Below are 23667 nucleotides of genomic sequence, written 5' to 3' on the forward strand. Positions count from 1 at the left end.
TGGGTCGCGCGGGATAGCGTGAGCGCCATGAGCTCTCCCATCGACTGGCGGGCCGCCCGTCACCGTGCCGCCGTGCTGTCCCGGCCCGGGCCCCGCGCCGGGCGCGCCGAGGCGCGCGGCCTGGTCACCGTCCTCCACACCTCCGCGAAGGAGGCGCCGGGGCACGTCGCCGACATCACCGGCCTGGAGGAGGCCGCCGCGACGGCGGCCCGGCGCCCGGTCTACGTCGTCGACCGCGCCCGCTGGGCCGAGGCGAACGTCGGGATGTTCCGCCACCTCGTCGGTGACCTGCTCCCGCCCACGACGCTCCCCGGTGCCGCGCGGCTGGGCGGCGAGGAGCTCGGCGTCATGCTGTCCTACCTCTCGACCAAGGTGCTGGGCCAGTTCGACCCCTTCACCAGCGCCGACGGCGGCGGGGAGCCGGGCTACCTCCTGCTCGTCGCGCCCAACATCCTCCACGTCGAGCGCGAGCTCGACCTCGACGCCCTCGACTTCCGCCGCTGGGTCTGCCTCCACGAGCAGACCCACGCCGTCCAGTTCTCCGCCGCGCCCTGGCTCGCCGGGCACCTGGCCGAGCGGATGCGCGGCACCGTCACCTCCATCGCCTCGCCCGAGGGCGGTGCCCAGCGGCTCAACCGGACCCTGCGCGCCGTCGTCGAGGCGGTCACCACCCCCCGCGGCGGGACGCCGACGGCGCAGGCCCTCGCCGGACCGCTCGTCGACGCCGTCCTCACCGAGGAGGAGCGCGAGCGGCTCGCCGAGGTCGTCGCCGTCATGTCGCTGCTCGAGGGGCATGCCGACGTCGTCATGGACGCCGTCGGGCCGCGGGTGCTGCCCTCGGTCGCCCGGATCCGCCAGCAGTTCGACCGCCGCCGGGAGGGCACCGGGACCCTCGACGTCGTCGTGCGCCGGCTCATGGGGATGGACGCGAAGATCGCGCAGTACCGCAACGGCGCCGACTTCGTCCGCGGCGTCGTCCACCGGGTGGGCCACAACGGGCTCAACGCCGTGTGGGCGGGCCCCGAGAACCTGCCCACGGCCGCCGAGATCGCCGACCCGACCGCCTGGGTGCGCCGGGTCCACGGCTAGCCGTGGCCGGTCCCGCCCCGGCGGTGGCCGCCGCCCGCACGGCCGTCCGGACCGCGCTCGCGGACCTGCCCGCGGGCTCCCTCGTGCTCGTCGCCTGCTCCGGGGGTGCGGACTCGCTGGCGCTTGCCGCGGCGAGCGCCTTCGTCGCGCCGCGGGCCGGGCTGCGGGCGGGGGCGGTCGTCGTCGACCACCGGCTCCGTGCAGGCAGCGACGCCGAGGCCCGGGGGGCCGCCGAGACCTGCCGGGGGCTGGGGCTGGACCCGGTGGAGATCAGGGCGGTCGACGTCGTCGCCGCCGGTGGCCCCGAGGCCGCCGCCCGCAGCGCCCGGTACGCGGCCCTCGCGGACGTCGCGGCCGCCGCCGGGGCGGCCGCCGTCCTCCTCGGGCACACCCTCGACGACCAGGCCGAGACCGTCCTCCTCGGGCTGGGGCGCGGCTCCGGGGCGCGCTCCCTCGCCGGGATGGCGCCCGTCGCCGGGCTGTGGCGCCGCCCCCTCCTCGGGCTGCGGCGGCGCGACACCGAGGCGGTGTGCACCGCGCTCGGGCTGCGCTGGGCCGAGGACCCGACGAACGCGCCGGACGGCCCGTGGCGCCGAGCTGACGGCGGGCCGCTGCGCCGCTCCGCCGTGCGGCACCACGTGCTGCCGGCCCTCGAGGAGGCGCTCGGCCCGGGCGTGCCCGAGGCGCTGGTCCGCACCGCCGGGCGGCTGCGGGAGGACGAGGACTACCTCGCCGCCGCCGCGGCGGAGCTGGCCGAGCGGGCCGGGCTGCCGGCACGTCAGATGTCGGCGGGGGAGGGCGGGGAGGTGAGCCTCGACGTCGTCGTCCTCGCCGAGGCGCACCCCGCCCTGCGGGGGCGGGTGCTCCACCGGGCGGCGACGGCGGCCGGGTGCCCGCCCGGGGCGCTCACGGCCACGCACGTCGCGGCGCTCGAGGCGCTGGTCACCGGCTACCGCGGTCAGGGGCCGGTGTCACTGCCCGGCGCTGTCACCGCCGGGCGTCGGTGTGGCAGGCTGACCTTCGGCCGCCGCGGCCCGCGCGGCGTATGAGTGAGGGAGTGCGCGTGGACGCCAGCGACATGGGAGACGACCTCGAGAAGGTCCTGCTGTCCAAGGAGCAGATCGAGGCCCGGCTCGACGAGATGGCGGCCGAGATCGACGCCGACTACGCCGGCAAGGACCTCCTGCTCGTCGGGGTGCTGCGCGGGGCCGTCATGGTCATGGCCGACCTCTCGCGCCGCCTGCACACGAACATCGAGATGGACTGGATGGCGGTGTCGTCCTACGGCTCGGGCACCAAGTCCTCGGGCGTCGTGCGCATCCTCAAGGACCTCGACACCGACCTGCACGGCCGGCACGTGCTCATCGTCGAGGACATCATCGACTCCGGCCTCACGCTGTCCTGGCTGGTCTCCAACCTCCGTAGCCGCGGTCCGGCCTCGGTGGAGATCGCCACGCTGCTGCGCAAGCCGGAGGCCGCCAAGGTCGAGGTCGACGTCCGCTACGTCGGTTTCGACATCCCCCCGGAGTTCGTCATCGGCTACGGCCTCGACTTCGCCGAGAAGTACCGCCACCTGCCCTTCGTCGGCACGCTGGCACCGCACGTCTACAACGGCTGAACGCCCCCGGTAGCGGCCACCCGGCGCGGGCCGGGTGGCCGTCCTGCCCTGGGCGAACACGCACCCGACTGCGCGGAGCGGCCGTGTAGCGTCAGACGATGATCGATCGAGCAGGAGGGACCCGGCCGTCGCGCCGCCACCGATGAATGCCAAGAAGCTGCTGCGCGGCCCCGTCGTGTGGGTCGTCATCGTCCTGATCCTCGCCTACCTCGGCGCCTCGATGCTCGGCGGGGAGAGCGCCGAGGAGATCGACACCTCCGACGGCCTGGAGCTGCTCGCCGGCGACACCGTCGAGCAGGCGGAGGTCACCGACACGACCCAGCGGGTCGAGCTCGTCCTCAGCGAGGACTTCGAGGACAAGGGCGACCTCGTCGCCTTCTACTACGCCACCCCGCAGGGCGAGACCGTCATGGAGGCGATCGCCGCGGCCGACCCGGCCGAGGGCTTCAACTCCGAGGTCCCGCGGCCCTCGTTCTGGTCCTCCGCGCTCAGCCTCCTGCTGCCGATGCTCATCCTCCTCGGCGTCTTCTGGTTCCTGCTGTCCCGCATGCAGGGCGGCGGCGGGATGATGAAGTTCGGCAAGTCCAAGGCCAAGATGGTGAGCAAGGAGAACCCGCAGGTCACCTTCGCCGACGTCGCCGGCGCGGAGGAGGCCGTCGAGGAGCTCCAGGAGATCCGCGAGTTCCTCGCCGACCCGACGAAGTTCCAGGCCGTGGGCGCCAAGATCCCCAAGGGCGTGCTCCTGTACGGCCCGCCCGGGACCGGCAAGACGCTCCTCGCCCGCGCCGTCGCCGGTGAGGCCGGGGTGCCGTTCTACTCCATCTCCGGCTCGGACTTCGTCGAGATGTTCGTCGGCGTCGGTGCCTCCCGCGTCCGCGACCTCTTCGAGCAGGCCAAGAACAACGCCCCGGCCATCATCTTCGTCGACGAGATCGACGCCGTCGGCCGCCACCGCGGCGCCGGCATGGGCGGCGGCCACGACGAGCGCGAGCAGACGCTCAACCAGATGCTCGTCGAGATGGACGGCTTCGACGTCAACACCAACGTCATCCTCATCGCCGCCACCAACCGCCCCGACATCCTCGACCCGGCGCTGCTGCGCCCGGGCCGCTTCGACCGGCAGATCACCGTCGAGGCCCCCGACCTCCAGGGCCGCACCGCGATCCTGCGCGTCCACGCCCGCGGCAAGCCGATGGTCCCCGAGATCGACCTCGCGATGGTCGCCAAGCGCACCCCGGGCTTCACGGGCGCGGACCTGGCCAACGTGCTCAACGAGGCCGCCCTCCTCACCGCGCGGTCCGGCGCCGACCTCATCGACGACCGCGCGCTGGACGAGGCGATCGACCGCGTCATCGCCGGGCCGCAGAAGCGCACCCGGGTGATGAACGAGAAGGAGAAGAAGATCACCGCCTACCACGAGGGCGGCCACGCCCTCACGGCGGCGGCCCTGCGGTACACCGACCCGGTGACCAAGGTGACGATCCTGCCCCGCGGCCGGGCCCTCGGCTACACGATGGTCATGCCCAGCGAGGACAAGTACTCCACCACCCGCAACGAGCTGCTCGACCAGCTCGTCTACGCGATGGGCGGGCGCGTCGCGGAGGAGATCGTCTTCCACGACCCCACCACCGGCGCCTCCAACGACATCGAGAAGGCCACCGGCCTGGCCCGCAAGATGGTCACCCAGTACGGCATGAGCGACCGGGTCGGCGCGGTCAAGCTCGGCTCGGACAACGGCGAGCCCTTCCTCGGCCGCGACATGGGCCACCAGCGCGACTACTCCGAGGACATCGCCCGTATCGTCGACGAGGAGGTCCGCCGCCTTATCGACGCCGCGCACGACGAGGCCTGGGAGATCCTCCACGAGTACCGCGACGTGCTCGACCACCTCGTCCTCGAGCTGCTCGAGCACGAGACCCTCAACGAGAAGGAGCTCGCGGCGGTCTTCGCGCCCATCACCAAGCGCGAGCCCCGCCCCGTGTGGCTGTCCTCGGAGAGCCGCACCGTCTCCGACCGGCCCCCGGTCCGCACCCCCGCGGAGCAGCGCGCCGGCGACGACGGCATGCTCCCGCAGGACGAGGCCGCCGCTGCCGGCGGCGAGGGCCCCGGCCTCGGTGAGGTCCCGCCGTCGGGGCAGGTCGGCGGCCCGGCCGAGGGCCTGTGATGGCCGAGGAGCCCGAGCCGGGCGACGTCCAGGCCGTGCGCCCCTACGACGCCGAGGGCGTGCGCGCCGCGGTGCGCGACCTGCTCGTCGCCGTCGGGGAGGACCCCGACCGCGAGGGCCTGCGCGACACCCCGGCGCGGGTGGCGCGCGCCCTCCAGGAGAGCTTCGGGGGGATGTGGACCGACCCCGCCGACATCCTCGCGACGACCTTCGACCTCGGTCACGAGGAGATGATCCTCGTGCGGGACATCGAGGTGTACTCCACCTGCGAGCACCACCTCGTGCCCTTCCACGGCGTCGCGCACGTCGGCTACATCCCCGGCCACAACGGCCGGGTGACGGGCCTGAGCAAGATCGCCCGGCTCGTCGAGACCTACGCGCGCCGCCCGCAGGTGCAGGAGCGGCTCACCTCTCAGGTGGCCGACGCGCTCGTCACGCACCTCGACCCGCAGGGCGTCATCGTCGTCGTCGAGTGCGAGCACCTGTGCATGTCGATGCGCGGGGTGCGCAAGCCCGGGGCCCGCACCATCACCTCCGCGGTCCGCGGGCAGATGCGCGACCCCGCGACGCGCGCGGAGGCGATGAGCCTCATCGCGCCCCGCCGCTGACCGTGGCCGCCCCCTATCCTGGGCCGGTGGGCAGCCCGCGAGCACGAGCCGCCGACCTGGCGCCGGCCGGTCGGACGCTCGTCATGGGCGTCGTCAACGTCACGCCCGACTCCTTCTCCGACGGCGGCCGCTGGGACCGCCCGGAGGCGGCGCTCGCCCACGGGCGCGCGCTGCGGGCGCAGGGCGCCGACGTCCTCGACGTCGGCGGGGAGTCCACCCGCCCCGGCTCCGAGCGCGTGCCCCCCGCCGTCGAGGTCGACCGCGTGCTGCCGGTCGTCACCGGGCTGGCCGCCGAGGGGGCGACCGTCAGCGTCGACACCGTCCACGCGGAGACCGCCGAGGCGTGCCTGCGGGCGGGCGCGGCGATCGTCAACGACGTCTCGGGCGGCCTCGCCGACCCCGAGATCCTCGCCGTCGCCGCCCGGCACGGCGCCGTCTACGTCCTGGGCCACTGGCGCGGGGACCCGGCCACGATGAACGAGCGGGCCGTGTACGACGACGTCGTCACGGACGTGTGCGCCGAGCTCGCCACCCGCGTGGAGGCCGCCCTCGCCGCGGGGCTCGACCCCGAGCTCCTCGTCCTCGACCCCGGCCTGGGCTTCGCGAAGGACGCCGGCCACAACTGGCAGCTCCTCGCCCACCTCGACCGGCTCCAGGCGCTGGGCCACCCGGTGCTCGTGGGCGCCTCCCGCAAGCGCTTCCTCGGCACCCTCCTCGCGGCCGACGACGGCACCCCCGCTCCGCCGCTCGAGAGGGACGCGGCGACGGCGGCGGTGTCGGCGCTCGCGGCGGCCGCCGGTGCGTGGGGCGTGCGCGTCCACGAGGTGCCCGCCAGCCGCGACGCGGTGCGGGTCGGCGAGGCGCTCGCGGCGGCGAGGCGGGCGTCGTGACCGACCGGATCACCCTGAGCGGGCTGCGCGCCCGCGGCCGCCACGGCGTCCTCGCCGCCGAGCGGGAGCTCGGCCAGGAGTTCAGCGCCGACGTCGTCCTCCACCTCGACACCCGCGAGGCCGCCGCGGGCGACGACCTCTCCGCGACCGTCAACTACGCGGAGGTCGCCCGCGAGGTCGTCGACGTCCTCGCCGGGCCGCCCGTCGACCTTGTCGAGACGCTCGCGGCGACCATCGCCGAGCGCGCGCTGGCCCACCCGCGGGTGCTCGCCGTCGACGTCACCGTCCACAAGCCCCAGGCGCCGGTCCCGGTCCCCTTCGCCGACGTCACCGTCCACGTCCACCGCCGCGCCGACGACGGCGAGCGCGAGGTCGTCCTCGCCCTCGGCGGGAACCTCGGGGACGTGCGCGCCACGCTCGCCGGTGCGCTCACCCAGCTCGACCGCCACCCCCGGGTCACCGTCGCCGCCGTCTCCCCGCTGCTGCGGTCGGCGGCGCTCACGCTGCCCGGTGGCGGGCCGCAGCCGGACTACCTCAACGCCGTCGCCGTCCTGCGCACCGGCCTGCCCCCGCGCGAGCTCCTCGCCCTGTGCCAGGGCATCGAGCTCGGCAGCGGACGGGTGCGTGGCGAGCGGTGGGGCGCACGGACCCTCGACCTCGACCTCGTCGCGTCCGGGGCGCTGACCTGGCAGGACGCCGAGCTCACCCTCCCGCACCCGCGCGCCCACGAGCGCGGCTTCGTGCTCGCCCCCTGGGCGCGGGTGCAGCCCGAGGCGGTGCTGCCGGGCCACGGGCGCGTCGCCGAGCTCGCGGCCGGGCTCGGACCGGTCGACTGGGTGGCCGAGACCTGGTGGGAGGCCTGATGCGGGCCACGCGCTGGCAGACGCTGCTCGCCACCGCCGTGATCGTCGGGGCGGTCGCCTACGCCGGGCTCAGCGTGCTCGAGACGCGCAGCGGCACGATCGTGCCGGTGGCCGAGCAGACGTGGCTGGTGCTCGCCGTCGTCGCCGTCGTCCTCGTGCTCCTCGGCCGCTCGGTGCGGCGGCTCACCGAGGGGCGCACCACCCGCATGGACCACCTGCGCGCGGCCCGCGTCGCGATGTTCGCCAAGGCCTGCTCGCTGTGCGGGGCGGCCTTCACCGGCTGGTTCGGCGCGCAGGTGGCCGTCGCCTGGACGAACATCTCCGCGCCGGCGCTGCGTGAGCACGCGGTGTGGTCGGGCGCTGCCGCGGTGGCGGCCCTCGTCCTCCTGGGCGTGGCACTGCTCGTCGAGCACTGGTGCCGCCTGCCCCCGGAGGACGACGCCGAGCCCGCCTGAACGGACGCGGACGGTCCGCCCGGGACGAGGGCCGGGTGTGGGAGGCTGCTCGGTGCTGACCGACCGAGGAGGACCACCCATGAGTGACACGCCTGGCTGGCAGGGCGCCGGACGCGACCCCTTCGCGCCCGAGGGCCTCGCCTTCACGCCCGTCTCCCGCGGCCTGACCAAGGTCCGGCTCATCTCGGTGGCGGTGTGGCTCGGCCTGCCGCTCCTCGCGCTTGTTGTCCTGGCGATCGTCCTGCCCGGCTGGTGGTGGGCCATCCCGATCGGCGTGCTCCTCCTCCTCGTCGCCTGGCTCGGCTGGCTCGTCCCGCGGCAGGTCCGCTCGATCGGCTACGCCGAGCGCGACGAGGACCTCCTCATCCGCAAGGGCATCCTCTTCCGTCACCTCACCGTCGTGCCCTACGGCCGGATGCAGTACGTCGACGTGCAGGCCGGGCCGCTCGACCGGTGGGCCAAGGTCGCCAAGGTCCAGCTCCACACGGCGTCCGCGGTGACCGACGCGTCGATCCCCGGCCTGCCGCCGGAGGAGGCCGCGCGCCTGCGTGACCGCCTCAGCGAGCGTGGCGAGTCGAGGCTGGCCGGGCTGTGAGCACCGAGCAGCGGCCCCACCCCGAGGAGCACGTCGACTGGCAGCGTGTCCACAAGGTCACGCCCGTCCTCAACGCGTGGAAGGTCATCGTCGCGGTCTTCGCGGTGCTCGTCTGGCAGAACACCCAGGCGCTCGGCGAGCTGTGGGAGGAGCGCGAGTCGGTCGACTGGAGCCTCGTCCTCCTCATCGGGGGAGGGGGCGTCGTCGTGCTCCTCCTCGCCCTCACCGTCTACTCGGTGCTGTCGTGGCGGATGATGCGCTACGCCGTCGGGCGCGACGCCGTCTTCCTCCACAGCGGCATCCTCTTCCGCCAGCAGCGCCACGCCCGCCTCAACCGCATCCAGGCGGTCGACGTCGTCCAGCCGCTCCTCGCACGGCTCTTCGGGCTCGCGCAGCTGAAGATCGAGACCGCCGGCGGCGGCGGCTCCTCCGTCGTCCTCGCCTTCCTCAAGGAGGAGGAGGCGCAGCGGCTGCGCCGCGAGGTCCTCGACCGTGTCGCCGACCGCGTGACGACGCCGGCACCCGCGTCGCCCGACGGCGAGCCGGCTGCTCCGGGGGCGCCCGTCCCGGCGCCGGCACGGCCCGAGCTCGAGCGCGAGCTCCTCACCGTCCCGACCCCGCGACTCGTGGGCTCGCTCCTGCTGTCCGGCTCGATGCTCGCGCTCGTCCTCGTCCTCGTCGGCCTGCTCGTCGCGGCGATCGCGGCGGGCAGCGCCGCGCCGCTCGTCGGCGTGCTCCCCGGCATCGTCGGCTGGGGCACCTACCTGTGGGGCCGCTTCACCGGCGGCTTCAACTTCCGCGCCGCGATCTCCCCGGACGGCATCCGCCTGCGCTACGGCCTGCTCGAGCAGCGCACGCAGACCGTCCCGCCGGGCCGCATCCACGCCGTCGGGCTCAAGCAGCCGCTCCTGTGGCGCAGCCGCGGCTGGTGGCGCGTGGAGGTCAACGTCGCGGGCTACGCGGCCCTGGAGAACCAGATGGAGTCGACGACAGGCACCGTCCTCCTGCCGGTCGGCTCCCGCGGCGACGCCCTCACCGCGCTGTGGCTCGTGCTCCCCGACCTCGGCGTCCCCGACCCGCAGGCGGTCATCGACGCGGCCCTCGAGGGCGACGGCGACGCCGCCGGCTTCACGACCAGCCCCCGCAGCGCCCGCTGGCTCGACCCGATCTCGTGGCGGCGCAACGGAATCCAGCCCACCGAGACCGCGATCGTCATGCGCAGCGGCCGCCTCAACCGCAGCCTGTCGATCGTCCCGCACGAGCGCACCCAGTCCCTGGCGATCAGCCAGGGGCCGCTGGAGCGGCGGGTGCGGATCGCCAACGTCGTCGCCGCGACCGTGGGCGGGTCGGTGGCGACCACCGCCCACCACCTCGAGCAGATGACGGCCCTCGCCCTCCTCGGCGAGGCCTCCGACCGCTCCCGCAGCGCCCGCCGCAGGGAGTCCCCCGAGGAGTGGATGCGCCGCGTGGGGCTGCTCGAGCCGCAGCCGCCGGCCGGTCCGTCCGGCCCCGTCCCGCCGCCCGCGGACGGCCCGGTCCCGCCGACGACGGCGCCCGTCCCGCCGCCCGCGCCGCCCTCGGGTCCGCCCGTGGCGCCGCACCTGCCCGACGCGCCCCCGCCCGCCGGCCCTCCCGTCGAGGGGCCGCCGCCGGTCCGGTGAGCCCGTGTGGAACGTCACCGCGGCCCGGACGGCGCCCGGGGCGATAATGACGCGGTGAGTGCGAGCGTGCCAGGAGACGTCCCGCCGTCGTCCCGCCCGGGGCGGCTCGGCGTCGGGGTCGTCGGCGCCGGCCGGGTCGGCGCCGTGCTCGGCAGCGCCCTGCGGGCCGCGGGACACAGCGTCGTCGGGGCCAGCGCGGTGTCGCAGGACAGCCGGGACCGCATCGACGCGCTCCTGCCCGGCGTCCCGGTGCTCGAGGTCCCCCAGGTCGTCGAGCGCGCCGAGCTCGTCCTGCTCACCGTCCCGGACGACGCCCTCGCCGGCCTCGTCCAGGGCATCGCCGACACCGGTGGCTGGCAGGCCGGGCAGATCGTCGTCCACACCGCCGGCCGCTACGGCACCGAGGTCCTCGCGCCCGCGCAGCGTGCCGGCGCCATCCCCGTCGCCCTCCACCCGGCGATGACCTTCACCGGCACGAGCATCGACCTCTCCCGCCTCGTCGGCTGCCCCTTCGCGGTCACCGCGCCCGCGCCGGTGCTGCCCATCGGCCAGGCGCTCGTCGTCGAGATCGGCGGCGAGCCCGTCGTGCTGCCCGAGGCCGCCCGCCCGCTCTACCACGCGGCCCTCGCGCACGGGGCCAACCACCTCGTCACCCTCGTGACCCAGGCGATGCGCGTCCTCGGCCGCGCCGGCGTCGAGGAGCCGGGCCGCTACCTCGAGCCCCTCCTCACCGCAGCCCTCGACGGCACCCTGCGCGACGGCGAGCTGGCCCTCACCGGCCCCGTCCTGCGCGGCGACGCGGGGACCGTCGCCGACCACGTGGCCGGCCTCGTCGCCCTGGCCGCCGAGGACGCCGCGCTCAGCGACCTGCCCCCGTCCTACCGCACGCTCGCGCGGGCGACGACCCAGCGGGCCTGGTCATCGGGCCGCCTCACCGACTCCACCGCCCAGCTCCTCCTCGACGCCGTCGCCGAGCCCGCCGCCGTCGCCCCTGCCGCTCCTGCCGCCGCCCCGGCGCTCGCGCGGACGCGGGAGGAGCTGCGCGAGGCGCTGGCCGGGCAGCGGGGGACGCGCGCCGTCGTCATGACGATGGGCGCGCTCCACGAGGGGCACCTCGACCTCGTCCGCGAGGCGCGGCGCCGCGCGGACCACGTCGTCGTGACGATCTTCGTCAACCCGCTGCAGTTCGCGCCGGGGGAGGACCTCGAGGCCTACCCGCGCGACCTCGAGGCGGACCTCGCCAAGCTCGCGAGTGTCGGCGCCGACCTCGTCTTCGCCCCGGACCCGGCGACGATGTACCCGGGCGGTGACCCGCGCGTGCGGGTGCACCCCGGCCCGGTCGCCACCGTCCTCGAGGGCGCCACCCGGCCCACCCACTTCGCCGGTGTCCTCACCGTCGTCCTCAAGCTCCTCCACCTCACCCGCCCGGACGTCGCCCTCTTCGGGGAGAAGGACGCCCAGCAGCTCGCGCTCGTGCGGGCGATGGTGCGGGACCTCGACGTCGACGTCGAGGTCGTCGGGGTGCCGATCCGCCGCGAGGCGGACGGCCTGGCGATGAGCAGCCGCAACGCCTACCTCAGCGACACCGAGCGGGCCAGCGCCCTCGCCCTGTCCGCGGCGCTGCAGGCCGCCCGCGACGCCGCCCCCGGCGGCACCGAGCGGGCCCTGAGCGCCGCCCGCGAGCGCCTCGCCGCCGAGCCCGGCGTCCGCCTCGACTACCTCGAGCTCGTCGACCCTGAGACGATGGAGCCCGTGCCCGCGGGCACGAGCGGCCCCGCGCTGCTCGCCGTCGCCGCCTGGGTCGGCCCCACCCGGCTCATCGACAACGCGATCCTCGACCTCGGAGAGTGACGATGCCAGCGCCCAGCTCGCTGCAGCGGCCGATGCTCATCGGCAAGATCCACCGCGCCACCGTGACGGCGGCCGACCTGCACTACGTCGGCTCCATCACCGTCGACGCCGACCTCCTCGACGCCGCGGACCTGCTGCCCGGCCAGCAGGTCGACGTCGTCGACATCACCAACGGCTCCCGTCTCACCACTTACGTCATCCCTGGTGAGCGGGGGCGCGGGGACATTCAGATCAACGGGGCGGCCGCGCACCACGTCCACCCCGGCGACCTCGTCATCCTCATCGCCTACGGCATGCTGAGCGACGCGGACGCCCGCACCTACGAGCCGTCCGTCGTCTTCGTCGACGAGCACAACCGGATCCTCGACGTCGGGCAGGAGCCCGCCCAGCTGCCCGAGGCCGCGGAGGACGTCCCCTACCCCGTCGAGCCGAGCGGCGTGCCCTTCGCCGACTACCGTGCCGAGGCAGTGACCGGCTGAGGTGACCGGCGTCCTCGAGGGCTTCGCCGCGCTCGGTGTCCTCATCGCGCTCGGGGCGGTCCTCGCCCACGTCGGGTTCCTCAGCTACGCCAGCCAGACGATGCTCGTCCGGCTGGCCTTCTGGGTCGCCAGCCCCGCCCTGCTGCTGACGGTCGTCGCGGACGCCGACGTCCACGCCGTCTTCTCCGTGGGCCTCGTCGCCTCCGCGGGGGCCGTGGCCGGCTCGCTGCTGCTCTACCTGCTGCTCTCCCGCGTGGTCGCGCGCCGGCCGGCGCCGGAGACGGTCGTCGGCGCACTGTGCTCGATGTACGTCAACGCCGGCAACCTCGGCCTGCCGGTGGCCGCGTACGTGCTCGAGGACGCGGCCCTCGTCGCGCCGATCATCCTCCTCCAGCTCGTCGTCCTGCAGCCGCTCGCCCTCGCCGTCCTCGACCGCACGACGGCGGCCGGTGGGATGACGCTGGGGCAGCTGGCCCTGCGCACGGTCCGCAACCCGCTCATGCTCGGTGCGGTCCTCGGGCTCGTCCTCGCCCTCACCGGGCTCGAGCTGCCGAGCGTCGTGCGCGCGCCCGTCGACCTCCTCGGCGGGATGGCGGTGCCGGCGATGCTCCTCGCCTACGGCGTGTCCCTGCGGCTGGGCCCGCGGCCGGGAGCGGGTTCGCCGGCACGCGAGCTCACGCTCGTCGTCGGGCTCAAGCTCCTCGTGCAGCCGGCCCTCGCCTACGCGATCGGGCTCGCCCTGGGGCTGGGTGACAGCGCCCTGTACGCCGTCGCCGTGCTCGCCGCGCTGCCCACGGCGCAGAACGTCTTCGTCCTCGCCAGCCGCTACGACCGCGGCGTCGTCCTGGCCCGTGACGCGATCTTCCTCTCGACGATCGGGTCCGTCCCCGTCATCGTCGCCATCACCGCCCTCCTCGCCTGATCGACCGGCCTCGATCCCCCATTGCGCCGGGAGCCGGATTCTCCGGACGCCGCGCCTCGGCGACAACTCGGCTGTCGGCGACAACTGTGCTGTCGGCGGCAACTCGGCTGTCGGCGGTAACTGTGCTGTCGGCGGTAGGGGGGCTGTCGGGAGCCGGTTCAGGGACGGGTGGCGAGCTGGCGGATGTACTGCTCGGCCTCGGCGACGCGCATCGTGCGAGCACCGCGACGCTCGAGCTCGGCGACCATGCCGGGCTCGATCCGCGCGAGGTTGAGGCCGCGGCGCAGGAGCGTGAGCGGGGGCTTGCGGGCCTCGCCGAGGTCGCGCAGCAGCCGGAACCAGAAGGTCTGCAGCCGGGGACGCCACAGACACAGGGCGTCGGCCAGGATGTCCTCGTCGCGGCAGTCGCCGATGAGCTCGGCGGCGAAGATGCCCTCGGCGAGGACGATCGGGCTGCCCCCGGCGTCGAACTGCGTCGTCGACGTGCGCCGGTTGGTGGGGATGTCGTAGAGCGGGACCTCCGCTCGCCCGGTGCGGGCGATGTCGAGGAGCGCGGCGAGCGCCCCCTCGCGGTCCCAGCTGCGGGGGTCGTCCCAGTCGACGATCCCGTACCGGCGCGGCAGGTCGGGGTGGTCGCCGTCGCGGTAGAAGTCGTCGAGCGACACGACCGGCAGACCGAGCCGGCGCGTCAAGGAGGTCTTCCCGGAGCCGGAGGGGCCGGTGAGAAGCACCACCCGCACCGGCGTGCGCCGCGCGCCCGGCGGGATGTCGAAGAGGCCCGGCTGGCTGACGTCCTCGCCGCCAAGACCCGCGTCCTCGGCCCCGTTCGTCGTCGTGCCCATCACCCGTCCCATCGTGCGCCTCGGCCCGGCGCGTCCCGCACGACAATAGCCGCCGCGCCCGGGCCCGACGTGCCCCTGGATAGGATCGTCGGGTGAGTGAGACGACCCCCACCGTGCCGGCACCCGAGGACCTCGACCAGGACGTCCCCGAGCAGGTCCGGGTCCGCGCCGAGAAGCGCGCCCGGATGCTGGCCGCGGGCGTCGACCCCTACCCCGTCACCCTGCCGGTGACGACGACGATCAAGGCCGTCCGCGAGACGCACGCCGGTCTCGAGGCCGGGGAGGAGACCGACGACGTCGTCGGCGTCGCCGGCCGGGTCATGTATCTGCGCAACACCGGCAAGCTGTGCTTCGTCACCCTGCAGGACGGCGCGGGCAACCGCCTCCAGGCGATGCTCTCGCGCGCCGAGGTGGGCGAGGAGGCGCTGGCCTCCTTCAAGGCCGACGTCGACCTCGGTGACCACCTCTTCGTCCACGGCCGGGTCATCGCCTCGCGGCGCGGGGAGCTGAGCGTCTTCGCCGACTCCTACCAGCTGGCCGCGAAGTCGCTGCGCCCGCTGCCCAAGACCTACGAGACCGAGGACGGCGAGCAGGTCGCGCTCTCCGAGGAGGGGCGGGTGCGCCGCCGCCACCTCGACCTCATCATGCGTCCGGCCGCCCGCGACATGGTCCGCACCCGCGCCGCCGTCGTGAAGTCGCTGCGCCGCAACCTCGACGCGCGTGACTTCCTGGAGATCGAGACCCCGATGCTCCAGGTGCAGCCCGGTGGTGCGGCCGCCCGGCCCTTCGTCACCCACATGAACGCCTACGACGTGGACCTCTACCTGCGCATCGCGCCCGAGCTCTTCCTCAAGCGGGCCGTCGTCGGCGGCATCGACCGGGTCTTCGAGATCAACCGCAACTTCCGCAACGAGGGCGCCGACTCGAGCCACTCCCCGGAGTTCGCCATGCTCGAGGCCTACGAGGCCTACGGCTCCTACGACACGATGGCCGAGCTCACCCGCCACCTGGTCCAGCAGGCGGCGCTCGACGCCTTCGGCACGACGACGGTGCGCCTGGCCGACGGCAGCGAGTACGAGCTGGGCGGTGAGTGGGACGAGCTGTCGCTGTTCCCCTCCCTCAGCGCGGCCCTCGGCGAGGAGGTCACCCCGCAGACCTCCCTGGAGGAGCTCACCCGGCACGCCGAGCGGCTCGAGGTCGCTGTCGCCCCTCACTACACGCCGGGCAAGGTCGTCGAGGAGCTGTGGGAGCACCTCGTGGGCGACCACCTCCACGCCCCGACCTTCGTGCGCGACTACCCGGTGGACACCTCCCCGCTCACCCGCGAGCACCGCTCGGTGCCGGGCGTCGTGGAGAAGTGGGACCTGTACGTGCGCGGCTTCGAGCTCGCCACCGCCTACTCCGAGCTCGTCGACCCGGTCGTCCAGCGCGAGCGCTTCGCCGCCCAGGCGCTGGTGGCCGCGGCGGGCGACCCGGAGGCCATGGTCCTGGACGAGGACTTCCTCCAGGCCATGGAGCAGGGCATGCCCCCGGCCGGCGGCATGGGCATGGGCATCGACCGCCTCCTCATGGCCCTCACCGGCCAGGGCATCCGCGAGACCATCACCTTCCCGCTGGTCAAGCGCCTCTGACGGCTCAGGCCGTCGCCGGCTCCCGTCGCCGGCGACGGCGCAGCGCCACGACGACGACGGTGAGCGGCAGCCCCAGCGCGAGCACCCACGGCAGCACCGCCCCGAGGACGACGAGCAGCCCGCCGGCGAAGCCGACGAGCGCTCCCCAGCCGTCCTGCAGCCCGCCGACGAAGCCCCCGGTGGCGAGCTGGACGGGGGCGTCGGCCCCGACGGTGACGTGGAGCGAGGACATGGCCACCTGCTCGGAGAGGTGGGCCCGCTCCGCCTGCAGCGTCTCGAGCTCGGCCTGCCGCTCGCTCAGCGCGTCCTCCGCGGCGAGCAGGGACGAGCTGGAGTCGGCCTCGGCCATGAGGCCGAGCAGCCGCTCGGTCGAGGTCTCCAGGGCGGCGATGCGGGCGTCGAGGTCACGGCCCTCACGGGTGACGTCCTGGGAGCTGATCGACACGTCCCGGGTCTCCCCGACGCCCTCGAGGGCCTCGAGCGTGGCGGTGAACTCGGCGGCGGGGACCCGCACGGTGAGCCAGCCCGAGGCCTCGGCCTCGTCGGTGGCCGCGTGCTCGGCACGCTCCTCGACATGCCCGCCCATGCCCTCGACGAGCGCGACGACCTCGTCCATCGCGGCCAGCGGGTCGGCGGCGACGAGCGTGAGCGACCCGCTCGTCACGACCTCCCGCGGGCCCGCCTCCTCGGCGACGTCCTCGGCGACGGCCGGGCCGGCGTCACCGGCCTGGCTCTCGGCACCGCCGGCGTCGTCGGCGCCGCCGCCGGAGCACGCGACGAGGGCGAGCAGGACCACCAGACCGAACACCGCTGTCCGCAGGAGTCTCATGCCCGGACGGTAACCACTCCCTGCACCGGGCGGGAGCGGTGTGGCCGAACCGTGACCGGACCGGGACCGGGGCGTGACGTGGGGCCTACTCCCGCCCGTCCGACCACGACTCGCGCAGGCTGCGGGCGCGCGCCTCGTCGGCGCTGCGGCGGGCCGCGGCCCGGTGGCTGGCGCGCCTGTCCCGGACGTCCACCTGGATCGCGCGGTCGGCCTCCACGCCGCTCACCAGCTGGCGGGCGCGGGCCAGCTCGCGGTCGAGCTCGGCGCCGAGGAGCAGGGAGATGTTGATGAGCCAGAGCCACAGGACGAGGACGACGATGCCCGCGAGGGTCGCGCCGTAGGTCGTCTCGAAGTACCCGGCGAGGCGGAGGTAGAGCTGGGAGCCGAAGGAGGCGACGAGCGCGATGCCCAGGGCCAGGACCGAGCCGGGGGAGACGAGGTGGAAGCGCTGGTACCGGACGTTCGGCGTCGTGTAGTAGAGCAGGGAGATGACGACGAGCCCGGCGAGCAGGACGACCGGCCAGCGCGCCAGCTCCCACACCGTCACGGACGCCTCGAGGTCCAGCGTCTCGCCGACGGCGCGGGCGACGGGCCCGGAGACGACGGCGAAGAGCGTGACGAGCGTGGCGAAGACGACGAGGACGAGGGTCGTGAGCAGGTGCCAGCCGAGCAGCCGCAGTGCCGGGCGGCCCTCCTCCACCCCGTAGATCCGGTTCATCGCCCGCCCGAAGGAGCCGACGTAGCCCGCGGCGATCCACAGCGAGGACCCGACACCGAGGGCGAGGGTCCAGCCGGCGGCCGGGTGCTCGAGGACGCTGCGCACCGGCCGGCTGATGACCTCGAGGGCCTCCTCGTCGGGGGCGAGCTGCCCGACGATCTCGAGCATCGTGTCGGTGCTCGCCGGTCCTTGCCCCACCAGTGCCAGCACCGAGGTGAGCATGATGACGAGCGGCGGGATGGCGAGCACGGAGAAGAGGGTGAGGGCCGCCGAGCGGTCCAGGCACTCGTCGGCGAGGAAGTCGCGCAGCGCCTTGCCCATCATGAAGCGCCGCGAGGGGCGCCGCCCCGTGCGCGGTGGGTCCTGCTGCCGAGTGCTCATCCGCCTCCCCCTGCGCCTACCGAAGCACGCGGGCGGTCGCGCTGCGCGCCGGGACGCTCACTCCCCCCGCCACAGCTCGCGCAGGACGGCGTTGAAGGGCTCCCCGGCGAGCTGTACCTCGTGCCCGGAGCCCTCGACCACGCGCAGCCGCGCGCCGTGGTCGCGGGCCAGGGCGAGGCACACGGCGTGGAAGGCCTCGTCGTGCCGGCCCGAGACGGCGACCGTGGGGAACGGGGCCCCCGCGAGGTGCGCGACGGGCACCTCACCCTGCCAGGGGTGGCGTCCGTTCCGGAGTGCGGGCGTCAGCTCCTCGAGCCGGACGAGCAGCTCGGGCGGCAGGTCGGTCACCGGCGTGCCGACGGCCGTGAGGAAGCGCTCGAGGAAGGTGCGGTCGTCCACGTCGCTCCCGAGCAGCCCCTTGAGCGCCGCCACCATGCGAGCCACGGCGGGGTGGTCGGCGGCGACGGCGAAGAGCGGCGGCTCGGCCAGCACGAGGGAACGGACGGCACCGGGCCGCAGCCGGCTGGCCACGAGCGCGGCGAGCCCGCCGGAGGAGTGGCCCACGAGGTGCGCGCCGTCGCCGAGCAGCTCGGCGACGTCCTCACCGTCGCGGAGGAAGTCCTCACCGGCGCCCGGGGTGGCGTAGGCGCGCCGGGTGGGGACGACGAGCTCGAAGCCCTCGTCGGCGAGCGGCCGCTGCTCCAGCCACTCCTCCGGCCCGGTGGCCAGGGAGCCGTGGACGAGCACGACGCGCCCGCCCTCGCCCCACACCGTCAGCGCCGACATGGCGCACAGCGTAGGGCACCGCTCAGCCCACGCGCGGGCGGTGGGTGAGGGCGTCGACGAACACGGTGGCGATGTCGGCGGGGTCGCGGGCGAGGTAGCTGCGCCCGCCCGTCTGCGCCGAGATGAGCCGCAGCACCTCCTCGTCGGCGCCCGGCCCCATGCCGACGGTGATGACCGGGACGGGCCGGCTCGGGTCGATGCTCGCCTGGAGCCGGGCGAGCAGCTCGTCGAGCGAGATGCCGTCGTCGTCCTCGTTGACGCCGTCGGTGAGCAGGACGACGGAGTTGACGTACCCGGGCTCGTAGCTCTCCTGCACCTGCTGGTAGGCGGCGAGCACGGTGTCGTAGAGGCCGGTGTCGGCGTCGGGGCGGGTGTGCTGGGGCAGGCTCGCGGCGGCCGCCAGCAGGACGTCGCGGTGGGTGCCGGCGCCGACCTCGGCGTCGAGCCGGGTGATCGGGGCGAGCTCGGTCCAGTCCGTGCCCCCGGCGTGGTCGGTCGAGAACACCCACAGGCCCACGTGGGAGGTCGGCGGGAAGACGTTCATCGCCGTCTGCGCGGAGGCGCCGGCGAGAGCGATGCGGGTCTGCTGGCCCACCGGCTCGAGCATCGAGCCGGAGACGTCGATGACGGCGAGCATGCGCATGTCGACGGCGACGGTGCGCCACGTCGTCAGCACGGCCTCGGTCTCGGCGGCCGACGGCGGTGGCAGGGTCCCGGCCCGGGCGGTGCCGGGGACGCCGGGCACCAGGCCCCCCTCCGCGTCGCGGAAGCCGGCCGCCTCCAGGTCCGCCGCCGCGGCCTCGCCGGTGAGCGACTCCTCGAGCGCCTCCAGGGCGCGGCGCATGCCCACGCCGCGGTCCTGTCCGGGCAGCGGCACCCAGGTCCAGCTCAGGGCGCCCGTCCCCTCGGCCGGCACGACGACCTCGAGAGGGGTCGCCGCGTTCGTGGCGCGCTGGCTGGCCACCCGCTGCTCGGTGGCGACGACGGCGGTGGCTCCCTCGACGTCCTGGCCCGCGTGGGCGACGAGCTCCTCCTCGCTCGCACTCAGCCGGGACAGCTGGATCATGACGGCGCCGAGCAGCTGCTCGCCCTCCGGCGTACCGCCCAGCGCCTGCCGGGCCGAGTGGAGGAGGAGCAGGCTCGCCGTCGACTCCGTCGGGTCACCGACCCGCACGGAGAGCGGCCCGGAGAGGATCTCCTGCCACGGGGGTGCCTCGCCGGCCGACTGCGCCAGGGTGGCAGGGACACCGATGACAACCGGCGTCGTGGCAAGGGTGCGTCCGGCGGTGAGGGCCGGGGCGGCAGGGTCGGCGTTGACCCGGTCCACCCACAGGGGGGAGTCGGGGATCCACACCCGGGCCGGCACCGTGCCCCCGCGCAGCTGGGCGGCCGTCTGCGCCGAGGAGCTCGTCGCCACCGTGTACAGGGTGCAGGGCAGCTCCTCCTCGACCCGGTCGGCGGCCGCGACGACGACCGGGGCGAACTCCGGGGTGGTCGTGACCGGCACGGTCACCTCCTGGGCACAGCCCTCGGTGGCCGCCTCGACCGCGTCGTCGGGAGCGGCGCCGTCGTCGCTGAGCGCCGCCCACCCGAGCAGGGCGAGCACGACGACGACCACGAGCACGCCCAGGACGGGCGCGTACCTGCCCCGCACCGTCGCGTCGTCGGCCATGCCGCCGAACGTAGCCCCTCGGCGCCCGCACCGGAAGAGGCCCCTAGGCTCGGGTCATGACCACCGAGCTGCTGCCCGACGCCCTCCTCGAGCGGATCCGCGAGCGGGCCGCCCGCTACGACCGGGAGAACGCCTTCTTCACCGAGGACCTCGCCGAGCTCGTCGAGGCCGGCTACCTCACCGCGATGGTCCCCACCGACCTGGGTGGCGCCGGCCTCAGCCTCGAGGAGATGACGCGCCAGCAGATGCGGCTGGCCGGCGCCTCCCCGGCGACGGCGCTCGCGGTCAACATGCACCACGTGTGGGTCGCGGTGGCCCGGATCGTCCGGGCCCGCGGCGACCACTCGTGCGACTTCGTCCTCGAGGAGGCGGCCGCCGGGGAGATCTTTGCCTTCGGGGTCTCCGAGGCCGGCAACGACCTCGTGCTGTTCGGCTCGGCGAGCGACGCCGTGCCCGACGGCGAGGGCGGCTACTCCTTCCACGGCACGAAGATCTTCACCTCCCTCTCGCCCGCATGGACCCGCCTCGGCACCTTTGGCACCGACCGCACCGGTGGCGAGGACCGCAACGTGTGGGGCTTCGTCACCCGTGACGGCGGGGGCGTGGAGGTCCGCGACGACTGGGACGCGATGGGGATGCGGGCCTCGCAGTCCTGCACCACCGTCCTGTCCGGCGCACACGCCCCGGCCGAGCGCATCGTGCGGCGGATCGAGCCGGGCCCCACCATGGACCCCTTCATCTTCGGCATCTTCGCCGCCTTCGAGATCCTCCTCGCGAGCGTCTACACCGGGATCGCCCAGCGGGCGCTCGACGTCGCGGTCGAGACCGTGCACAAGCGCCGCTCGATGGCCGCCGGCGGCGCCCCGTACGCCCACGACCCCGACATCCGCTGGCGACTGGCCGACGCCGCCATCGCGCTCGACGCCGTCTACCCGCAGATCGCCCAGATCGCGCGCGACGTCGACGAGCAGGTGGACCGCGGCCGGCTGTGGCTGCCGCAGCTGTCGGCCGTCAAGGCCCGCGCGACGGAGACCGCCAAGGACGTCGTCGAGAAGGCCGTGCGCGTCTCCGGTGGCTCCTCCTACTTCACCCGTAGCGAGCTCTCCCGGCTCTACCGCGACGTCCTCGCCGGCATCTTCCACCCCAGCGACGACGAGTCCGTCCACCGGGCGTGGGCGGGGGTGCTGCTCGGGCCCGTCCCGGACTAGCGCGGGGTGTGCTGGTGGCTGACCAGCCGCCACCCGCCCGCCCGTCGGACGTACACGCTGGCCACGAGCGCCGAGTACGGCGTGCCGGCGCGGCTTGCCTCGACGCCGTAGCTGACGACGGCGACGTCCGCGCCCGGCTGGAGGACGTCGAGGTCGGCGAGCTCGTGCGCGTCCCACGGCGGGCCCGCCATCGAGGCCAGCACCTGCCGGCGCCCGGCGAGCCGCAGCCCGCCGGGGAAGATCATCCGGACGTCGTCGTCGAGGACCTGGTCGTAGAAGTCGAGGGCCTGGTCCGGCCCGGTGGACAGCGCCTGCCAGCCCAGGCGCTCGAGCTCCTCGGGAGTGCTCACGGTCGTCCCCCTTTCCGTCGCGAGCACGCTACCGCGCCCGGGCGGCCGACGTCAGGGCACCGGCCTAGAGTGGCCGGTATGGAACTCTCCGACGAGCAGACCGCGAAGATCGTCGCGATGGCCATGGAGCTCGCCCGCGAGGGCAGCACCGCCGAGGTGCTCGAGCTCGTCGACCACGGCCTGCCGGTCGACACGCAGGACGCCGAGGGCAACACCATGCTCATGCTGGCCGCCTACCACGGCCGGGCGGACACCGTCCGCGCGCTCGTCGGGCGCGGGGCGGACGTCGACCTGCGCAACGCCCGCGACCAGTCCCCGATCGCCGGCGCCCTGTTCAAGGGCGAGGACGCCGTCGTCGCCGTGCTCCGCGAGGCGGGGGCGGACCTCGACTCCGGTACCCCCAGCGCCCGCGTCACCGCCGAGATGTTCGGCCGCGGCCACCTCCTGGGCTGAGACGCCGAAGGGCCCGGGCGACCGTGTGGTCGCCCGGGCCCTGCCGTGTCGGCGCCTAGGTCAGGCCTGGACGGTCGCCGGCTCGTTGTTCGGGTTCGCGTCGAGCGAGTCGAGCGTGCCCGCCTTGAGGGCCTCGATGGCGCGGCGCACCCCCTCACCGTAGGCCGGGTCGGCCAGGGTGCAGTTCTGGATGTGCCGCTCGACGGTCGCGTCGGACGCGCCGTTGATCGCCCGCGCCGTGTTGGCGAAGAGGCGCTGCTGCTCCTCGGGCGTCATGAGCCGGAAGAGGTCGCCGGGCTGCTCGTAGTAGTTGTTGTCGTCCTCGCGGTAGTCGAACCGGTCGGCGACGGCGCCCACGGCCTGGCTGGGCTCGCGGTAGGCCGGGGCGTTCTGGAGGCGCCCGTAGCTGTTCGGCGTGTAGCTCGGCATGCTGCCGCCGTTGCCGTCCACCCGGCCCTGGCCGTCGCGGTGGTAGGTGTTGACGAACCGCGCCGCGCGGGGGGAGTTCACCGGGATCTGGTGGTGGTTGACGCCCAGGCGGTAGCGGGCGGCGTCACCGTAGGAGAACAGGCGGCCCTGGAGCATGCGGTCGGGGGAGTAGCCGATGCCGGGGACGATGTTCGCCGGCGTGAAGGCGGCCTGCTCGACGTCCTGGAAGTAGTTCTCCGGGTTGCGGTTGAGCTCGAACTCGCCGACCTCGATGAGCGGGTAGTCCTTCTTCGACCAGACCTTGGTGAGGTCGAAGGGGTGGAAGCGGTAGTTCGCCGCGTCCGCCTCCGGCATGACCTGGATGTAGAAGGTCCACTTCGGGTAGTCGCCGCGCTCGATGGCCTCGTAGAGGTCGCGCTGGGCGGACTCGCGGTCCTCGGCCACGACCTTGGCGGCCTCGGCGTCGGTGAGGTTCTTGATGCCCTGCTGGGTGCGGAAGTGGAACTTCACCCAGAAGCGCTCGTTCTGCGCGTTGATGAAGGAGTAGGTGTGTGAGCCGAAGCCGTGCATGTGGCGGTAGCCGTCGGGGATGCCGCGGTCGGACATGACGATGGTGACCTGGTGGAGGGCCTCGGGCAGGTTCGTCCAGAAGTCCCAGTTGATCTCGGCGTCGCGCATGTTGGTGCGCGGGTTGCGCTTGACGGCGCGGTTGAGGTCGGGGAAGTGGTGCGGGTCGCGCAGGAAGAACACCGGGGTGTTGTTCCCGACCATGTCCCAGTTGCCCTCCTCGGTGAAGAAGCGCAGGGAGAAGCCGCGGATGTCGCGCTCGGCGTCGGCGGCGCCGCGCTCACCGGCGACCGTGGAGAAGCGGGCGAACATCTCGGACTGCTTGCCGACCTCGGAGAACAGCGCTGCCTTGCTGTACTTGGTGATGTCCTGCGTGACGGTGAAGGTGCCCCAGGCGCCGGAGCCCTTGGCGTGCATGCGGCGCTCGGGGATGACCTCGCGGTCGAAGTGGGCGAGCTTCTCGAGGAACCACACGTCCTGGAGCAGCATCGGACCACGCGGGCCGGCGGTCACGGCGTTGTCGTTGTCCCAGATGGGAGCGCCGGCGGCGGTGGTGAGCGGCAGGTTGTTGTCCGCGGACATTCATTCTCCTTGTGTGCGTGCATC

Annotated in this window: 23 protein-coding genes; 16 read left to right on the top strand and 7 right to left on the bottom strand. The window is 74.4% G+C overall.

The window, feature by feature from the left end:
• Positions 1–27 precede the first annotated feature (27 nt).
• The 13 genes from AA0005_RS03365 (at position 28) to AA0005_RS03425 (ending at position 13195) form a co-directional block, all read left to right on the top strand.
• On the top strand, positions 28–1089 hold the full coding sequence (locus AA0005_RS03365) for a zinc-dependent metalloprotease (protein WP_413452016.1): 1062 nt from the start codon (positions 28–30) through the stop codon (positions 1087–1089).
• A 2-nt stretch (positions 1090–1091) separates the two neighbouring features.
• Positions 1092–2138, top strand: coding sequence for a tRNA lysidine(34) synthetase TilS (gene tilS, locus AA0005_RS03370; RefSeq protein WP_413452017.1), 1047 nt, complete (start codon positions 1092–1094; stop codon positions 2136–2138).
• Between the two features lie 14 nt (positions 2139–2152).
• A complete protein-coding gene (gene hpt / locus AA0005_RS03375) occupies positions 2153–2707 on the top strand; it encodes a hypoxanthine phosphoribosyltransferase (protein ID WP_413452018.1) in 555 nt (184 codons plus the stop codon).
• 142 nt (positions 2708–2849) lie between these two features.
• Positions 2850–4871 (top strand): ATP-dependent zinc metalloprotease FtsH, encoded by a 2022-nt coding sequence (ftsH, locus tag AA0005_RS03380; protein ID WP_413452019.1) that lies wholly within the window; start codon positions 2850–2852, stop codon positions 4869–4871.
• Entirely contained in the window at positions 4871–5479 is a 609-nt protein-coding gene (folE, locus tag AA0005_RS03385) for a GTP cyclohydrolase I FolE (protein WP_413452020.1), read from the top strand. The genes ftsH and folE overlap by 1 nt, the downstream gene beginning before the upstream one ends.
• Before the next feature lie 26 nt (positions 5480–5505).
• Complete coding sequence (gene folP, locus AA0005_RS03390) at positions 5506–6369, top strand: dihydropteroate synthase (RefSeq protein ID WP_413452021.1); 864 nt, start codon at positions 5506–5508, stop codon at positions 6367–6369.
• Entirely contained in the window at positions 6366–7232 is an 867-nt protein-coding gene (folK, locus tag AA0005_RS03395) for a 2-amino-4-hydroxy-6-hydroxymethyldihydropteridine diphosphokinase (RefSeq protein WP_413452022.1), read from the top strand. Before folP ends, folK begins: the two co-directional genes overlap by 4 nt.
• A complete protein-coding gene (locus tag AA0005_RS03400; protein WP_413452023.1) occupies positions 7232–7687 on the top strand; it encodes a DUF3180 domain-containing protein in 456 nt (151 codons plus the stop codon). Before folK ends, AA0005_RS03400 begins: the two co-directional genes overlap by 1 nt.
• 79 nt (positions 7688–7766) lie before the next feature.
• Positions 7767–8282 carry a PH domain-containing protein gene (locus AA0005_RS03405; protein ID WP_413452024.1) on the top strand — a complete coding sequence of 172 codons (516 nt, stop codon included), beginning with the start codon at positions 7767–7769 and terminating at the stop codon, positions 8280–8282.
• Positions 8279–9943, top strand: a complete 1665-nt coding sequence (locus tag AA0005_RS03410; protein WP_413452025.1) for a PH domain-containing protein — start codon at positions 8279–8281, stop codon at positions 9941–9943. Before AA0005_RS03405 ends, AA0005_RS03410 begins: the two co-directional genes overlap by 4 nt.
• A 54-nt stretch (positions 9944–9997) precedes the next feature.
• The gene (gene panC / locus AA0005_RS03415) at positions 9998–11794 is read left to right on the top strand and encodes a pantoate--beta-alanine ligase (RefSeq protein WP_413452026.1); all 1797 of its coding nucleotides are present in this window, start codon (positions 9998–10000) and stop codon (positions 11792–11794) included.
• Positions 11795–11796: 2 nt separating this feature from the next.
• Positions 11797–12273, top strand: coding sequence for an aspartate 1-decarboxylase (gene panD, locus AA0005_RS03420; protein ID WP_413452027.1), 477 nt, complete (start codon positions 11797–11799; stop codon positions 12271–12273).
• A gap of 1 nt (position 12274) precedes the next feature.
• Complete coding sequence (locus AA0005_RS03425; RefSeq protein WP_413452028.1) at positions 12275–13195, top strand: AEC family transporter; 921 nt, start codon at positions 12275–12277, stop codon at positions 13193–13195.
• A 158-nt stretch (positions 13196–13353) separates the two neighbouring features.
• Here AA0005_RS03425 and AA0005_RS03430 read toward each other — a convergent pair whose 3' ends face one another.
• On the bottom strand, positions 13354–14037 hold the full coding sequence (locus AA0005_RS03430) for a uridine kinase (RefSeq protein ID WP_413452029.1): 684 nt from the start codon (positions 14035–14037) through the stop codon (positions 13354–13356).
• 92 nt (positions 14038–14129) lie between these two features.
• Between AA0005_RS03430 and lysS the strand changes: the two genes are divergently transcribed.
• Positions 14130–15668, top strand: a complete 1539-nt coding sequence (lysS, locus tag AA0005_RS03435) for a lysine--tRNA ligase (RefSeq protein WP_413452030.1) — start codon at positions 14130–14132, stop codon at positions 15666–15668.
• Positions 15669–15672: 4 nt separating this feature from the next.
• On the opposite strand, the gene AA0005_RS03440 is transcribed toward lysS, so the two are convergent.
• The 4 genes from AA0005_RS03440 to AA0005_RS03455 form a co-directional block, all read right to left on the bottom strand.
• Complete coding sequence (locus tag AA0005_RS03440) at positions 15673–16497, bottom strand: DUF4349 domain-containing protein (RefSeq protein ID WP_413452031.1); 825 nt, start codon at positions 16495–16497, stop codon at positions 15673–15675.
• A gap of 85 nt (positions 16498–16582) precedes the next feature.
• On the bottom strand, positions 16583–17596 hold the full coding sequence (locus AA0005_RS03445) for a YihY/virulence factor BrkB family protein (protein ID WP_413452032.1): 1014 nt from the start codon (positions 17594–17596) through the stop codon (positions 16583–16585).
• Positions 17597–17653: 57 nt separating this feature from the next.
• Positions 17654–18382: an alpha/beta fold hydrolase gene (locus tag AA0005_RS03450; protein ID WP_413452033.1), complete on the bottom strand. Its 729-nt coding sequence runs from the start codon at positions 18380–18382 to the stop codon at positions 17654–17656.
• A gap of 22 nt (positions 18383–18404) precedes the next feature.
• Positions 18405–20054, bottom strand: coding sequence for a VWA domain-containing protein (locus AA0005_RS03455; RefSeq protein ID WP_413452034.1), 1650 nt, complete (start codon positions 20052–20054; stop codon positions 18405–18407).
• 56 nt (positions 20055–20110) lie between these two features.
• Here AA0005_RS03455 and AA0005_RS03460 point away from each other — a divergent pair, with 56 nt between their 5' ends.
• Entirely contained in the window at positions 20111–21262 is a 1152-nt protein-coding gene (locus tag AA0005_RS03460; RefSeq protein WP_413452035.1) for an acyl-CoA dehydrogenase family protein, read from the top strand.
• On the opposite strand, the gene AA0005_RS03465 is transcribed toward AA0005_RS03460, so the two are convergent.
• Complete coding sequence (locus AA0005_RS03465; protein ID WP_413452036.1) at positions 21259–21612, bottom strand: DUF4440 domain-containing protein; 354 nt, start codon at positions 21610–21612, stop codon at positions 21259–21261. The two genes, AA0005_RS03460 and AA0005_RS03465, sit on opposite strands and share 4 nt — an antisense overlap.
• A gap of 78 nt (positions 21613–21690) precedes the next feature.
• On the opposite strand from AA0005_RS03465, the gene AA0005_RS03470 reads away from it, so the two are divergent.
• Positions 21691–22065 (top strand): ankyrin repeat domain-containing protein, encoded by a 375-nt coding sequence (locus tag AA0005_RS03470; protein ID WP_413452037.1) that lies wholly within the window; start codon positions 21691–21693, stop codon positions 22063–22065.
• A 60-nt stretch (positions 22066–22125) separates the two neighbouring features.
• Here the strand turns inward: AA0005_RS03470 and AA0005_RS03475 are convergent, their stop codons facing one another.
• Complete coding sequence (locus AA0005_RS03475; protein WP_413452038.1) at positions 22126–23643, bottom strand: catalase; 1518 nt, start codon at positions 23641–23643, stop codon at positions 22126–22128.
• Positions 23644–23667: the final 24 nt, after the last annotated feature.

The sequence above is a fragment of the Georgenia phoenicis genome, from assembly GCF_047302425.1.
GTDB lineage: Bacteria > Actinomycetota > Actinomycetes > Actinomycetales > Actinomycetaceae > Oceanitalea.